The organism is Sphingobium ummariense RL-3 (genome assembly GCF_000447205.1).
Taxonomy (GTDB): Bacteria; Pseudomonadota; Alphaproteobacteria; order Sphingomonadales; family Sphingomonadaceae; genus Sphingobium; species Sphingobium ummariense.
In genome coordinates, this window is record NZ_AUWY01000126.1 from 16,466 (window position 1) to 29,984 (window position 13,519).

12 protein-coding genes and 1 tRNA gene are annotated in these 13,519 nt (G+C 66.6%); 8 read left to right on the top strand and 5 right to left on the bottom strand.

Going from position 1 to position 13,519, the window contains the following annotated elements; genetic code table 11:
* Positions 1 to 14: 14 nt before the first annotated feature.
* Positions 15 to 647 carry a protein-L-isoaspartate O-methyltransferase family protein gene (locus M529_RS45125; RefSeq protein ID WP_021319831.1) on the bottom strand — a complete coding sequence of 211 codons (633 nt, stop codon included), beginning with the start codon at positions 645 to 647 and terminating at the stop codon, positions 15 to 17.
* A gap of 185 nt (positions 648 to 832) precedes the next feature.
* Between M529_RS45125 and M529_RS45130 the strand changes: the two genes are divergently transcribed.
* Both M529_RS45130 and M529_RS49850 read left to right on the top strand, forming a co-directional pair.
* Positions 833 to 906, top strand: a tRNA-Cys gene (locus M529_RS45130).
* A 303-nt stretch (positions 907 to 1,209) separates the two neighbouring features.
* A complete protein-coding gene (locus M529_RS49850) occupies positions 1,210 to 1,386 on the top strand; it encodes a hypothetical protein (RefSeq protein WP_021319832.1) in 177 nt (58 codons plus the stop codon).
* Between the two features lie 12 nt (positions 1,387 to 1,398).
* On the opposite strand, the gene glmS is transcribed toward M529_RS49850, so the two are convergent.
* The 3 genes from glmS to glmU form a co-directional block, all read right to left on the bottom strand.
* A complete protein-coding gene (gene glmS / locus M529_RS45135; protein WP_031295612.1) occupies positions 1,399 to 3,222 on the bottom strand; it encodes a glutamine--fructose-6-phosphate transaminase (isomerizing) in 1,824 nt (607 codons plus the stop codon).
* A gap of 153 nt (positions 3,223 to 3,375) precedes the next feature.
* Positions 3,376 to 4,233 (bottom strand): metallophosphoesterase, encoded by an 858-nt coding sequence (locus M529_RS45140; protein ID WP_021319834.1) that lies wholly within the window; start codon positions 4,231 to 4,233, stop codon positions 3,376 to 3,378.
* 31 nt (positions 4,234 to 4,264) lie between these two features.
* Complete coding sequence (gene glmU / locus M529_RS45145) at positions 4,265 to 5,557, bottom strand: bifunctional UDP-N-acetylglucosamine diphosphorylase/glucosamine-1-phosphate N-acetyltransferase GlmU (protein ID WP_408021327.1); 1,293 nt, start codon at positions 5,555 to 5,557, stop codon at positions 4,265 to 4,267.
* Positions 5,558 to 5,704: 147 nt separating this feature from the next.
* Between glmU and M529_RS45150 the strand changes: the two genes are divergently transcribed.
* The 5 genes from M529_RS45150 (at position 5,705) to M529_RS45170 (ending at position 10,516) form a co-directional block, all read left to right on the top strand.
* Positions 5,705 to 6,373, top strand: a complete 669-nt coding sequence (locus M529_RS45150) for an HAD family hydrolase (protein WP_021319836.1) — start codon at positions 5,705 to 5,707, stop codon at positions 6,371 to 6,373.
* A gap of 119 nt (positions 6,374 to 6,492) precedes the next feature.
* Positions 6,493 to 7,635 carry a GGDEF domain-containing protein gene (locus M529_RS45155; protein ID WP_021319837.1) on the top strand — a complete coding sequence of 381 codons (1,143 nt, stop codon included), beginning with the start codon at positions 6,493 to 6,495 and terminating at the stop codon, positions 7,633 to 7,635.
* Between the two features lie 93 nt (positions 7,636 to 7,728).
* Entirely contained in the window at positions 7,729 to 9,279 is a 1,551-nt protein-coding gene (locus M529_RS45160) for an alkaline phosphatase D family protein (RefSeq protein WP_021319838.1), read from the top strand.
* 58 nt (positions 9,280 to 9,337) lie between these two features.
* Positions 9,338 to 9,808 (top strand): MaoC family dehydratase, encoded by a 471-nt coding sequence (locus tag M529_RS45165; RefSeq protein ID WP_021319839.1) that lies wholly within the window; start codon positions 9,338 to 9,340, stop codon positions 9,806 to 9,808.
* An 81-nt stretch (positions 9,809 to 9,889) separates the two neighbouring features.
* Positions 9,890 to 10,516, top strand: coding sequence for a LysE family translocator (locus tag M529_RS45170; protein WP_021319840.1), 627 nt, complete (start codon positions 9,890 to 9,892; stop codon positions 10,514 to 10,516).
* Between the two features lie 9 nt (positions 10,517 to 10,525).
* Here the strand turns inward: M529_RS45170 and mutL are convergent, their stop codons facing one another.
* Positions 10,526 to 12,307, bottom strand: coding sequence for a DNA mismatch repair endonuclease MutL (mutL, locus tag M529_RS45175; RefSeq protein WP_021319841.1), 1,782 nt, complete (start codon positions 12,305 to 12,307; stop codon positions 10,526 to 10,528).
* 150 nt (positions 12,308 to 12,457) lie between these two features.
* Between mutL and M529_RS45180 the strand changes: the two genes are divergently transcribed.
* A complete protein-coding gene (locus M529_RS45180) occupies positions 12,458 to 13,504 on the top strand; it encodes a rod shape-determining protein (protein ID WP_021319842.1) in 1,047 nt (348 codons plus the stop codon).
* Positions 13,505 to 13,519 lie beyond the last annotated feature (15 nt).

The following is a 13,519-nucleotide window of genomic DNA, read 5'->3' on the forward strand; positions in this document are numbered from 1 at the left end:
CCTGATCCTCTAGTCTAGAATATGAACCGTTCGGGCGCCTTGAAGCCCGGCAACACCACCATCTCGATATCCGTCAGGCTCGCGAGCCCCAGGATACCGCCCACCACCCGGCCGCTGCACAGCCGCGTGACCCCGCGCTCGACAATCCCGGTCACGACCCGGGCCCCATCGGCAAGCTGCTGAACGAGCGCGGCAGGTACTTCCTCCACGGCGCCGTCGATGAACAACACGTCATAGGGAGCACCCTCGGGAGCGCCCGCGTTGAGCGGCCCGCGCGACACAGTAACGCCGGGCACGGCGATCTCTGGACCGCCCTCTTCCTCGACCGCAGTCACCTGCACACCCAATTCCGCAAGCAAGGCGGCGCTGTATCCGGTGGCAGCGCCCACCAGCAGCACCTTCTCCCCCGGCTCGACCTGCGCTTCCTTGAGCAACCGCCCGGTGACGAGCGGCGGATTGAGTGCGCGTCCGCCGGACAGCGGAATCGGCCGGTCGACATAGGTCATGGCGCGGCGCTCCGCAGGCACGAAAGCCTCGCGCGGCACCCTGGCCATCACGGCGATGACGCGCTGGTCGTCCACATCGCTGGTGCGAAGCTGGCTCTCGACCATGGCGGCCCGCATCGAAGAAAAATTCTGCTCGGTCACGACAGTTCCTCGCTTGGCACAACTGTATTGGTAATGCAATACAGTTGAAGGATCATCGACCTCTAAATCAGCAAACCCCGATCGCCAAGCGGCTTTCCATGGCGCACGAAGATTCTTGACGCGCCGCGGCGCGCCGGCTTGACTTTGCCGCGAAAGCCTCACATCTGCGGCGTCCCACTTGCCGAGGCCCGATGGCGGAGTGGTGACGCAGCGGACTGCAAATCCGTATACGCCGGTTCGATTCCGGCTCGGGCCTCCATTACGGCCTCTCGGAGCGTCTGAGGGCGTCCCGTAAGTGGCTGTTTTTCAGTGATTTTTCTGCTACAGTGGCTCCGTCAGTTCAGGGCCGTTTCATCAACTCTCACCCAAATGATGGACGATTTGATGGTAGGCCCCGAGATCACGATGGGGACATACCATCATATCGAGCGGAAAGCGGCAGAAATCCGGGCTTACAGCGGCATGGGTGTCGCGCGCAAAGCCCAAGGACAAGCCTTACAAACTCAGCGATCGCGACGGCTCGGGCGGAGGTGGTGACCATCGCTTTCGCCGCCGACCTGAAATGGGCAGACTGGTCAAGAGCAACGCACTCAGCGGCCTGGCCGCGCCGGCTACGGCTGCCCTTGCCGGGCAGCATCTCTATGTCGTGAACACGCGGTTCAACCGCATGGACACGAACGATGCTGCGCCCCCGTTTACCACGAGCAAGGCGCCGCTGGCGACCGCGACGGCGGATTGATGCGGACGCGCGTCACTCCACCGTGACGGACTTGGCCAGGTTCCTCGGCTGGTCGACGTCGGTGCCCTTCGCCACGGCTACATGATAGGCGAGCAGCTGGACGGGCACCGCATAGACCATCGGCGCGATCAGCGGGTGGACTTTGGGCATGGTGATGGTCGCCATGCACCCCTCGCCCGCCGCCTGCACGCCGTCATAGTCGGACACCAGCACCACCTTGCCGCCGCGGGCCTGCACTTCCTGCATGTTGCTGACGGTCTTCTCGAACAGCGGGCCGCTCGGCGCCAGCACGATCACCGGCACCTGGTCGTCGATCAGTGCGATGGGGCCATGCTTCATCTCGCCCGCAGCATAGCCCTCGGCATGGATGTAGCTGATTTCCTTGAGCTTCAGCGCCCCTTCCAGCGCCAGAGGATAGTCCGGGCCGCGTCCGAGATACAGCACGTCGCGCGCCGACGCGACCAGATGCGCCATCCCCTCGATCGATTCGTCATAGGCGAGCGCCGCGTTGAGCGCGGCCGGCGCTTCCGCGAGGTGCCGCACCAGTTCCTTCTCCGCCTTCGCGTCCAGCCGCCCCTTGGCTCGCGCCAGATTGGCGGCGAAGGCGGCGAGCACGGCGAGCTGGCAGGTGAACGCCTTGGTCGACGCGACGCCGATCTCCGGACCGGCATGGGTCGGCAGCAGCAGATCCGCCTCCCGCGCCATGGTGCTGGTGGGCACGTTGACGACGGCGGCGATCTTCTGCCCCTCCGCCCGCGCATGGCGCAACGCCGCCAGCGTGTCCGCGGTCTCGCCCGACTGGCTGATGACGATCATCAGACCGCCCTCCTCCATCACGGGCGCGCGGTAACGGAATTCGCTCGCCACGTCGATGTCCACGGGCACGCGGGCGAACTGTTCGAACCAGTATTTCGCGACCATGCCGGCATAAAAGCTGGTACCACAGGCGACGATGGTGACGCGGCGGATCCCGCCCAGGTCGAAATCCGGGATCGGCAGCGACACCTGGTCTTCCATGCGGCGCAGGTAGGACCGCAGCGTCTGCGCCACGACTACGGGCTGCTCGTAGATTTCCTTGAGCATGTAGTGACGGTGATTGCCCTTGGAGATCAGTTCGCCGGTCACGCCGGAAATGGTGATAGGGCGCTCGACGGGATTGTTGTCCTTGTCGAAGATTTCCGCGCCGTCCTTCGTGATGACGACCCAGTCGCCCTCCTCCAGATAGCTGATCCTCTGCGTCAGCGGCGCCAGCGCCAGCGCGTCGGAACCCAGGAAGGTCTCGCCCTCGCCATAGCCTACCACCAGCGGCGACCCGAGCCGCGCGCCGATCAGAATGTCGGGATGGCTGCGGAACAGGATGGCGAGCGCGAAGGCGCCGTGCAGCCGGGGCAGCACCTGCGCCACCGCCTCCTGAGGGGCCGCCCCCTTCTCGACCAGCTCGCTCACCAGATGGGCGACGACCTCGGTGTCGGTCTGGCTGTCGAACACGCGGCCACGCGCGATCAGTTCCTCGCGCAGCGGCTTGAAATTCTCGATGATGCCGTTGTGGACCAGCGCGACCTCGCGCGTTGCATGTGGGTGGGCGTTGCTGGTCGTGGGGGCGCCGTGCGTCGCCCAGCGGGTGTGGGCGATACCGATCGTGCCGGGCAGCGGCTCGTCGCGCAGTTCGGTCACCAGGTTGGACAGCTTGCCCTCGGCCCGGCGCCGCTCGATCGCACCGTCATGGACGGTGGCGACGCCCGCGCTGTCGTAGCCGCGATATTCGAGGCGCTTCAGGCCGTCGACCAGCCGCTCCGCCACCTCGTCCTTGCCGATGATACCGATGATGCCGCACATGAAGGATAGCCCCGTAGAACCGAAAACCGTTGATTCCACGCCCCTATAGGACGCGAAGATCGCCATGCCATTAATGAAGGCGGCGCAACAGGGGCTCAAGCGACGGATGGAGAAGATTTAACCGCGGGGACCCAGATCGGCGCCTCGTCGCGGTCAATATGGACGAGCGGTAATCAGCCAGACATCGGGCGGCGCCAGCATCCGGATCGGCAGGCCGCTGGTGCCGATGCCGGCGGACACGACCATCGTCTTCGCGCCCTGACGATAGATGCCGCAAGCGTAGCGCGTCCCGAATTTCGACGGCACATAGACGATGCCTACGAAGGGCAGCGCCACCTGCCCGCAATGAGTATGCCCGACCAGCGTCAGCGAAGGCGTATCCGGAAGCGAGGGGAAAACATCCGGCCCGTGCGACAGGATCACCGGCGCGCCGTCTGTCGCCCGCATAGCCGTCAGCGTCCCGGGAATGTCGGGCCTGCCGGTATAGATGTCGCGCAGCCCACCAATCGCCAGCGGCCCGCGGCGCACCGCCTGGTTGTCGAGCAGAGTCACGCCAATGCGGGAAAAGGCCGCGCGCCAGTCCGGCCGCGACAGCGCCACGCGGTTCTTCCGGCTGCGATTGTCGTGGTTGCCCAGCACCGCGACCACGCCGAGCGGAGCGCGCAGCCCCGCGAAGGGCGCGATGCTGGCCCGCGCGTCATAGGTGGCCCCGCCCTTGTTGTCGCCGATATAGTCGCCCGCCAGCAGGATGAGGTCGGGTCGAAGGCCGTTCACCTGCGCGACGATCCGCGCCATCCGGTCCGGGCTGTTGTCGGGGCCCGAAAGGTGGGTGTCGGTGATAAGAGCCACCCGCACCGGGCGGCGCGGCGCACCGGCGGGAAAAGGCAACGCTATCTCGATCCGGCGCACCACCGGCATCGCCCGGGCATTGGCGATCAGCCAGAGAGCGAAGCCGCCCGCCAGGATAGCCAGGACGAGGCCCAACAGGAGGATGCGTCGCATCAGAGGCATGAACGTCCCATCCCGTTTGGGCTCGGGGCAATCACTTCGCGTCCTTGCGCGCCTTCATCTTCGTGCGGAAGCGAGCGGCCCAGCCGGGCTTTCCTTCCTGCGGCGGGCGCACGAGGCAGAGCGCGTCGGCCTCCACATCCTTCGTCACCACGCTGCCCGCACCGACGATCGCACCTTCGCCCACCGTGACCGGCGCCACAAGCGCGCTGTTGGAGCCGATGAAAGCGCCTGCGCCGATCTGCGTCCGATATTTGAAAAAGCCGTCATAATTGCAGGTGATGGTGCCCGCGCCGATATTGGCACCCGCGCCAACGCTTGCGTCGCCAATATAGGACAGGTGGTTCGCCTTGGCGCCTTCGCCCAGCTCTGCCTTCTTGATCTCGACGAAGTTGCCCACCTTGGCCTTGACCCCGATCCGCGCGCCCGGCCGCAGCCGGGCGTAGGGACCGATCTCGGCGGCGCGCTCCACCGTCGCGCCCTCCAGATGGGAGAAGGCGTGGATCGTCACATCGTCCGCCACGCTGACGCCGGGGCCGAAGACGACGTGCGGCTCCACCACCACATCGCGGCCCAGCACTGTATCATGGGAAAAGAACACCGTCTCTGGCGCCGTCAGCGTCACGCCATCGCGCATCGCCTCGGCACGGCGTCGCTGCTGCCAGAGCGATTCCACGCCGGCCAGTTCGACGCGGCTGTTGACCCCGGCCACTTCCCAGGCCTCTGTCTCGATCACCGCACTTTGCGCGCCGGGCAGCATCACGATGTCGGGCAGATAATATTCGCCCGCCGCATTGTCGTTGCCGATCCGATCGAGCAGCACGAACAGGTCGGTCGATCGTACCGCCATTAGCCCAGAATTACAGAGCGTTACCGCCCGCTCTTCAGGCGTTGCATCCTTATGTTCGACCATCTTTTCGATGACGCCCTGCCCGTCGGCGATGATGCGCCCATAGGCGGCGGCGTCGTCGGGACGGAAGCCCAGCACGACCGCGCGCGGCTCGTCCCCGCGCGACAGCCGGTCCAGCATCGCCCGCATCGTTTCCGTCCGCACCAGCGGCACGTCGCCATAGAGGATCAGCACATCGCCCGCGAAGCCGGCCAGCGCGTCGTGCGCCTGCGCCACGGCATGGCCGGTCCCCAGCTGCTGCTCCTGCACCGCGATGGAGACGCCCAGCCCGGCGACCGCCGCCTCGACCTGATCCCGTCCAGCGCCGACCACCACGACCTTCCGCTCCGGCGCCAGTTCCGCGACGCTTGCCAGCAGGTGAAGCAACATCGGCCGTCCCGCTATCGGATGCAGCACCTTGTGGCGCGCCGACTTCATGCGCGTGCCCTGGCCGGCGGCAAGGATGATGACGGCAAGCGGTCGCGTGGTCATGAGAATATCGTCCTGGATCGAAGGCATGAATCTGCGCCGCTCTCTGCCATGTTTGACTTGCCTTTGCCACCGCTCCGGCGGCAAGGGGCGGCCATGGCCACCATTCCCTTCGACATCGTCGGATTCGACCTCGACGGTACCCTGATCGACACCAGCGGGGATCTGGCGGCGGCGGTCAACTATGCCATCGGCACGCTGGGACGAGCGCCCTTCCCCGTCGAGGACATCAAGCCCTTCGTCGGCAAGGGCGCGCGGGTGATGCTAGAACGGGCTCTGGCCGCATCGGGCGGATATGCCGCGCAGCAGCTGGAGGAAACGCTGCCGGTCCTGCTGGATTACTATCAGCAGAACCTCGCCGTTCATTCGGTTCCCTATCCCGGCCTGGTGGAGGCGATGGAGTCGCTCAGCGCGGCCGGGGTGAAGCTCGCCATCTGCACCAACAAGGCCGAGCGCTTCACCCTGCCGCTGATGCGCCAGATCGGCCTGGCGGACCGGTTCGCCGCGATCGTCGGCGGCGACACCGTGGGCGTCGCCAAGCCCGACCCGGCGCCCATCCGGGAGATGATCGCGCGGGCAGGCGGCGGGCGCGCCATCTTCCTGGGCGACACGATCAACGACATCGCTGGCGCACGCAACGCGGGAATCGCGAACATCGCCGTCAGCTTCGGCTTTCTGGACGGGCCGGTGGAGGCACTCGAGGCGGACGCCGTGATCCACCATTTCGACGATCTGGTGCCGCTGCTGAAAGGCTGGCCTGCCTGATCGCCCGATCAACCCACCGCGTCGGCATCAATTTGTTAACCAGCCGCGGATAGCGCTTGCCGGCCGGCGGAATGATGCCATCCTGCCGTCAATAAGCATATGAAAAGGGGGCGCACCGGGTGGGCGCGAATTTCGCCTTCTTCCTGCCGATCATGATGGCGAGCTTCGGCTTCGCCTTCCTGTTCGCGTGGGCATGGGGCGCGCGCGGCGCGGAATGGTGGAGCTGCGGCTTCTTCAGCGTCGCGGCTGGATTTGCGGTGCCGGCTGCCTATGCGCTGCTGCCCAGCGACCGCTGGGGCATTCCCGCCAACATCGTATTCGCCAGCGGATTCCTGTTCTTCAGCCAAGCGCTGCTCGCGCGCTGGCGGACCGACTGGCTCTTGTCCCTGCGTATTGCCGTCTGGGGGATATCAATCCTGCTCAGTATCACCGGCAACCTGCTCGATCACGGTCCGCTCGAGCTTATGGCGTCTGATTTCGGCTGTTTCCTGCTGATCGCGATTCCACTGATCGCGGGCCGCCGACATCTCGCACGCTGGTCCGACCGGACTCTTTTCGCGGCCGTCTCGCTGGTGGCGATGGACAACCTGTTTCGCGGCGTCACGATACAGCTCACACGGGGCAATGGCGACTTCTTCGCCAGCGAATATGCCTTCCTGATGCAGGCGCTCGCCTCCCTGTTCGGGCTGTTCATGGCCCTCTCGGCGCTGTCCGCCCTCATCCTCGATCTGTTGGCACAGTACCGTCATGACGCGCATGTCGATCCCCTCTCCGGCCTGCTCAACCGGCGCGGCTTTGAAGACGCGATGGCCAGCGCATCCCCCGACGGCAGCGTGGTCGTGTGCGACATCGACCATTTCAAGACAGTCAACGACAGACTGGGCCACGCGGTCGGCGACCAAGTGATCGCCATGCTGGCGCAGATGATCCGGGAGGAAGCGCCTCCCCGTTCAGTCGCCGCCCGCTTCGGCGGAGAGGAATTCGTGCTGTTCCTGCCTGCCATGGATGCCGCCCGCGCCGCCGCCATAGGCAATATCGTGCGGGAACGCTTCGCGACCGAGGCGGCGGCCGACCTCGGCATCGATCACGACCTGACCGCCAGCCTGGGGTTGTCCACTGTGCAGATCAGCGACCGGTCCATCCACGATGCGATCGCCCGTGCGGACCTCGCCCTGTATGACGCCAAGGCGCAGGGCCGAAACCGGCTGTGCGTCCGCCGCGCCCTCGCCGCGCCGACATCCCTCGTCGCGCGGCGCGCCTGAGGAAAACGGGGACGGGTGAGCGGTCGAGCCGCGACATCGGCCAGCATCCATGTCACCGCGGAATTGTCACAAATCCGTTATAAGGCGCCCGCCATGCTCGATCGCCGCCAACTTCTGTCCATCGCCGCCGCCGCGCCGCTTCTCGGCGCCCCCGCCATCCTCAAGGCCCAGAGCTGGTTCGCCAGCTACCCCTTCGCGCTCGGCGTCACCTCCGGCGATCCGTCGCCGGACGGCTTCGTCATCTGGACGAAGCTGGCGCCCCGCCCGTTCGATCCCCATGGCGGCATGCCGATGGTGCCGCTGCCGGTGAAATGGGAAGTGGCGAGCGACGATCGCTTCCGGACCATCGTCGCGTCCGGTGAAGCCACCGCCCGGCCGGAACTCGGCCATTCGGTCCATGTCGAGGTTTCCGGGCTCCAGCCCGATCGTCCCTATTGGTACCGCTTCGCCCTGGGCAGCGACCTGTCCACCCGAGGCCGCGCGCGCACCCTGCCGCCGCCCTCAGCCTCGCCCCAGTCGCTGAAGTTCGGCGTTGCCGGATGCCAGAACTATCAGGACGGCTATTTCACCGCCTTCCGCCACCTCGCCCGCGAGGACGATCTCGCCTTCGTCTATCATTATGGCGACTTCATCTACGAATATGCCGAGCGCGGGCCGGATTACGACAAGGACGGCCTGCCCGTGGCGCAGGTGCGCCAGCATATCGGGCAGGACTGTTTCGACATCGCCGACTATCGGCTGCGCTATGCCCAATATCTGTCCGACTACGACCTGCAGGCCGCCCGCGCGCGCCATACATGGTTCCCGACTTTCGACGACCATGAGGTCGCGAACAACTGGGTCGGCGACATCGACCCCAAGGGTGCGCCCGCCGATGTCTTCCGGCTCCGGCGCCAGGCGGCGCTCCAGGTCTGGTACGAATATATGCCGGTGCGCGCGGCGATGCTGCCCAGGGACGGCCTCATCACCGACATATATCGCGAGGCGCGCTATGGCGACCTCCTCTCGATCGACTTCCTCGACACCCGCTCCTTCCGCACCGACCAGCCATGCGGCGACGGGTTCAAGACGCATTGCGCCGGGATCGACGATCCCAAGGGGCAGGTGATATCCGCCCAGGAGGAAGCCTGGCTTCTGCGCAACCTGTCGCGCAAGCAGGCGAAGTGGAACTGCGTCGCGCAGCAGGTGATGATGATGTCGCTCGACCGCCGCCGCTATGCCGACGAGAAGGAAAAGATCTACAATCTCGACAGCTGGGCCGGCTATGAGGCGCAGCGCAGCCGGCTGCTGGCGCGGATGAAAGGCCTGGACAATGTCGTCGTGCTGACTGGTGACGAGCACCAGAATTTCGCCGGACTGCTCGACGATGGCGACCGGACCGTCGCGGTGGAGTTCGTCTCAACCTCCATCTCGTCAGGCGGCGATGGATCGGACCTGCGGGCGGGCAGCGACCGGATGTTCCAGAACAATCCGCAGCTCAAATTCCTGAACGACCAGCGCGGCTACCTGGTCTGCGAGGTGACGCCCGACGCCTGGCAGTCGCGCTTCATGGTGATGGACCGCGTCTCGACCCCGGGCGGCGCGATCGCGAAGCGGGCAACGATCACCGTGCCGCGCGGCCAGCCCGGGCTGTCGATCGCCTGACAGTTGACGTAAACGTAAGACATCGATAGGCCTTGTCCGTTGCAAGGGGAAACGGATCATGGTCGAGCCTGTCTATTTCGAGGATATCGCGGTCGGCGACAGCTTCGCCTTCGGGCCGCTGACGGTGACGCGGGATGAAGTGATCGCCTTTGCCGCGGAATTCGACCCGCAGCCCTTCCACCTGTCCGACGAGGCGGCGGCGGCGACTCATTTCGGCAGCCTGTCGGCCAGCGGCTGGCACACGACAGCGCTGTTCATGAAGATGTTCGTCGCCGAAATGCAGCGCGAACCGGCGCGCCAAGCCGCGAGCCTGGGCGCGATGGGCGTGGACGAATTGCGCTGGCTGCGCCCCGTGCGCCCGGGCGATACGCTGCGCGGCATATCGGAGGTAATCGACCTGAAAGCATCGAGAAGCCGGCCGGAAATGGGGATCGTCAAGAACAGGGTGACGATCTTCAACCAGAAGGACGAGGCGGTGATGACGATGGTCCCCATCGCCATGTGGCGGACGCGACCCGCTCAGGGGTGAAGCCAGTCCCATGCCGGCGGCCCTTTGGCCCGTCGTTCGTATCTCCTAGTCGGGCATCCCCGCCCCAGGGGGACCATCGCCTTGCCAAGCCTGACTCATCTCGCCGCCTTTGCCCTCATTGCCTTCGGCATGGTGCTCACCCCCGGCCCGAACATGATTTATCTCGTGTCCCGGTCCATCTCGCAGGGTCGGGCCGCGGGGATGATCTCGCTGCTCGGGGTCGCCTGCGGCTTCCTCTTCTACATGGTCTGCGCGGCGTTCGGCATCACGGCGCTGCTGATGGCGGTGCCCTTCGCCTATGACGCGCTGCGGATCGGCGGCGCCCTTTACCTGCTCTGGCTCGCCTGGCAGGCAGTGCGACCGGGCGGCCGATCCCCTTTCCATGTCCGCGACCTGCCCCGCGACGGGCCGCGCAGGCTGTTCGCGATGGGCCTGATCACCAACCTGCTCAATCCCAAGGTGGCGATGATCTACCTGTCGCTGCTGCCCCAGTTCATCGAGCCGGCCCGCGGCAACATCCTGGGCCAGTCGCTGGTGCTCGGCGCGACGCAGGTCGCCATCAGCCTGTCGGTCAACGCGATCATCGCCTGCCTCGCCGGCTCCATCGCCGGCTTCCTCGCCGCCAAGCCCCTCTGGCTGCGCGCCCAGCGCTGGTTCATGGGCACGGTGCTGGGCGGGCTGGCGGTGCGGATGGCGCTGGAGCGATAAGGACGCCGGCTACTTCCGTCCGAACAGCTTCTCGATGTCCCCATGGCCGAGCTTCACCCAGGTGGGTCGCCCATGGTTGCACTGGCCGCTGCGGGGAGTCACCTCCATCTCACGCAGCAGGGCATTCATCTCCGCAACGCTGAGCACCCGCCCCGCCCGGACCGAGCCGTGGCAGGCCATGGTCGCCGCGACCAGATCGAGCCGGTCCTTCAGCGACAGGGCGCTGTCATAGGCGGCGAGATCGTCGGCAAGGTCGGTGACGAGGCCCTGCACGTCGGACTGCCCCAGCATCGCCGGGACCGCGCGGACGAGCATCGCCGCCGGGCCGAAGCGCTCCAGTTCCAGCCCGAAGTCGCGCAGTTCCTCCGCCCGCGCTTCCAGCCGGTCGCAGGCGGGCTCGTCCAGTTCCACCACCTCGGGAAGCAGCAGCGCCTGGCTCGCCACCCCCTGTCCCTCCATCGCGCGGCGCATCCGTTCCAGGGTGAGCCGCTCATGCGCGGCATGCTGGTCGACGATGACCAGCCCGTCCTCCGCCTCGGCGACGATATAGGTGCGCGCCACCTGCCCGCGCGCCACGCCCAGCGGGAAACTCTGCCGCTCGGGCGCTGGCGCGGCGGCTGGCTCGGCGCGAGCCTGGGGCGGCGTGAGGAAGGAGGACCGCCGATCCGCCAGCGACGGACGATAGGACAGGGGCATCTCCGCCGCAGCCGCCGCCTCGAAGATCGGCATCGCACCGATCGGCGTCGGCGACACCGGCTCGCTGCGCCAGGCCGCCAGCGCCGCGGGATCGGCATGCTGGACCGCGCGAAATCCCTCCGCATCGAGCGCCCGGCGCAGACCGGACACGATCATGCCGCGAATCAGCGCCGGATCACGGAAGCGCACCTCGGTCTTGGCGGGATGGACGTTGACGTCGACCTCCAGCGGCGGGACATCGAGAAACAAGGCGACCACCGGATGCCGGTCGCGCGCCAGCATGTCGGCATAGGCCCCGCGCACCGCGCCCACCAGCAGGCGATCGCGCACCGGCCGGCCATTGACGAACAGGAACTGGTGGTCGCCGACGCCACGATGATAGGTCGGGATTGACGCCACGCCGGACAATCGCACGCCTTCGCGCTCCAGGGTGACGATCACATGATTCTCCGCCAGCGCGCGGTCGGTCAGCGCCGCCACCCGGTCCTCCCGCGCTTCCCCGCCCTGCACGGACAGCACGCGCCGTCCGTCATGCTCGACCGAGAAGGCGACGGACGGATGGGCCATGGCGAGACGACGCAACACGTCGAGGCAGGCAGCATATTCGGCCTTGGCCGAGCGCAGGAACTTACGGCGCGCGGGCACGCGGGCGAATAGCTGCTCCACCGTGACGCGGGTGCCCGGCGGCAGGGCGGCCGGCCCCTCCGCCACCAGCAGCCCGTTGTCGACCGTCCGGTTCCAGCCGTCCCGGCCCGCCGGCCGGCTGTCGATCGAAAGCTGTGCGACGCTGGCGATGGAAGGCAGCGCCTCCCCCCGGAAACCCAGAGTCGCCACATTCTCGATCGCGTCGTCGGGAAGTTTGGAGGTCGCGTGCCGCTCCAGCGCCAAGGCGATCTCGCCCGATTCCATGCCGCAACCGTCGTCGCTCACCTCGATCCGATCGAGGCCCCCGCCCGACAGGCGCACCGCGATGCGGGAAGCGCCCGCATCCAGGGCATTTTCAACGATTTCCTTGAGCGCGCTGGCGGGCCTTTCGACCACTTCACCGGCAGCGATACGGTTGACCAGATGTTCGGGCAGACGGCGTATTGACATTGAAAAGGGACTAGCCCAAGCGAGCGCTTTCCGCGAGCCGCGCGCCCAGAAAAATTACGTCTAAGCGTTGGGCGGACGGGTTGCGAATTCGGATTCCGAACACCGCTGCGACGGCGGACTGCACAGGGTTCGGTTTATACAGGATTGGGCATGTCGATCTTTTCGCGTCTCTTCAAATTTTCCTCACAGGATATGGCCATCGACCTCGGCACCGCCAATACGGTGGTCTATGTGCGCGGGCGCGGCATCGTCCTGAACGAGCCGTCGGTCGTCGCCGTGGAGACGCTGAACGGCGTGAAGCGGGTCAAGGCCGTGGGCGAGGACGCCAAGCTGATGATGGGGAAGACCCCCGATTCGATCGAAGCGATCCGTCCGCTGCGCGACGGCGTCATCGCCGACATCGACGTCGCCGAACAGATGATCAAGCATTTCATCACCAAGGTGCATGGCGGCAAGCACAGCCCGTGGCGCGCGCCGGAGATCGTGATCTGTGTGCCGTCGGGCTCCACCAGCGTCGAGCGCCGCGCCATCCGCGACGCCGCCAGCAATGCCGGCGCGTCGCAGGTCTTCCTGATCGAGGAGCCGATGGCCGCCGCGATCGGCGCCGACATGCCCGTGACGGAGCCGATCGGATCGATGGTGGTCGACATCGGCGGCGGCACGACAGAGGTCGCCGTTCTTTCGCTGCGCGGCCTTGCCTACACCACCTCCGTCCGCGTCGGCGGCGACAAGATGGACGAGGCGATCGTGTCCTTCGTTCGCCGCCACCACAACCTGCTGATCGGCGAAGCCACCGCCGAACGCATCAAGAAGCAGTTCGGTGTCGCCCAGCCGCCTGAGGATGGCGTGGGCGAGACGATCCACATCAAGGGCCGCGACCTGGTGAACGGCGTGCCCAAGGAAATCAGCATCAACCAGGGCCAGATCGCCGACGCGCTCGCCGAGCCGATCAGCACTATCGTCGAAGGCGTGCGGATCGCGCTGGAAAATACCGCGCCGGAACTGGCCGCCGACATCGTAGACCAGGGCATCGTGCTCACCGGCGGCGGCGCGCTGCTGAAGGGCCTGGATGACGAACTGCGCGACGAAACCGGCCTGCCAGTCACCATCGCCGAGGATCCGCTGACCTGCGTCGCCATCGGCACCGGCCGGGCGATGGAGGATCCGATCTTCCGGGGCGTGCTGCAGACCGCCTGAACGGGGGAGACATAG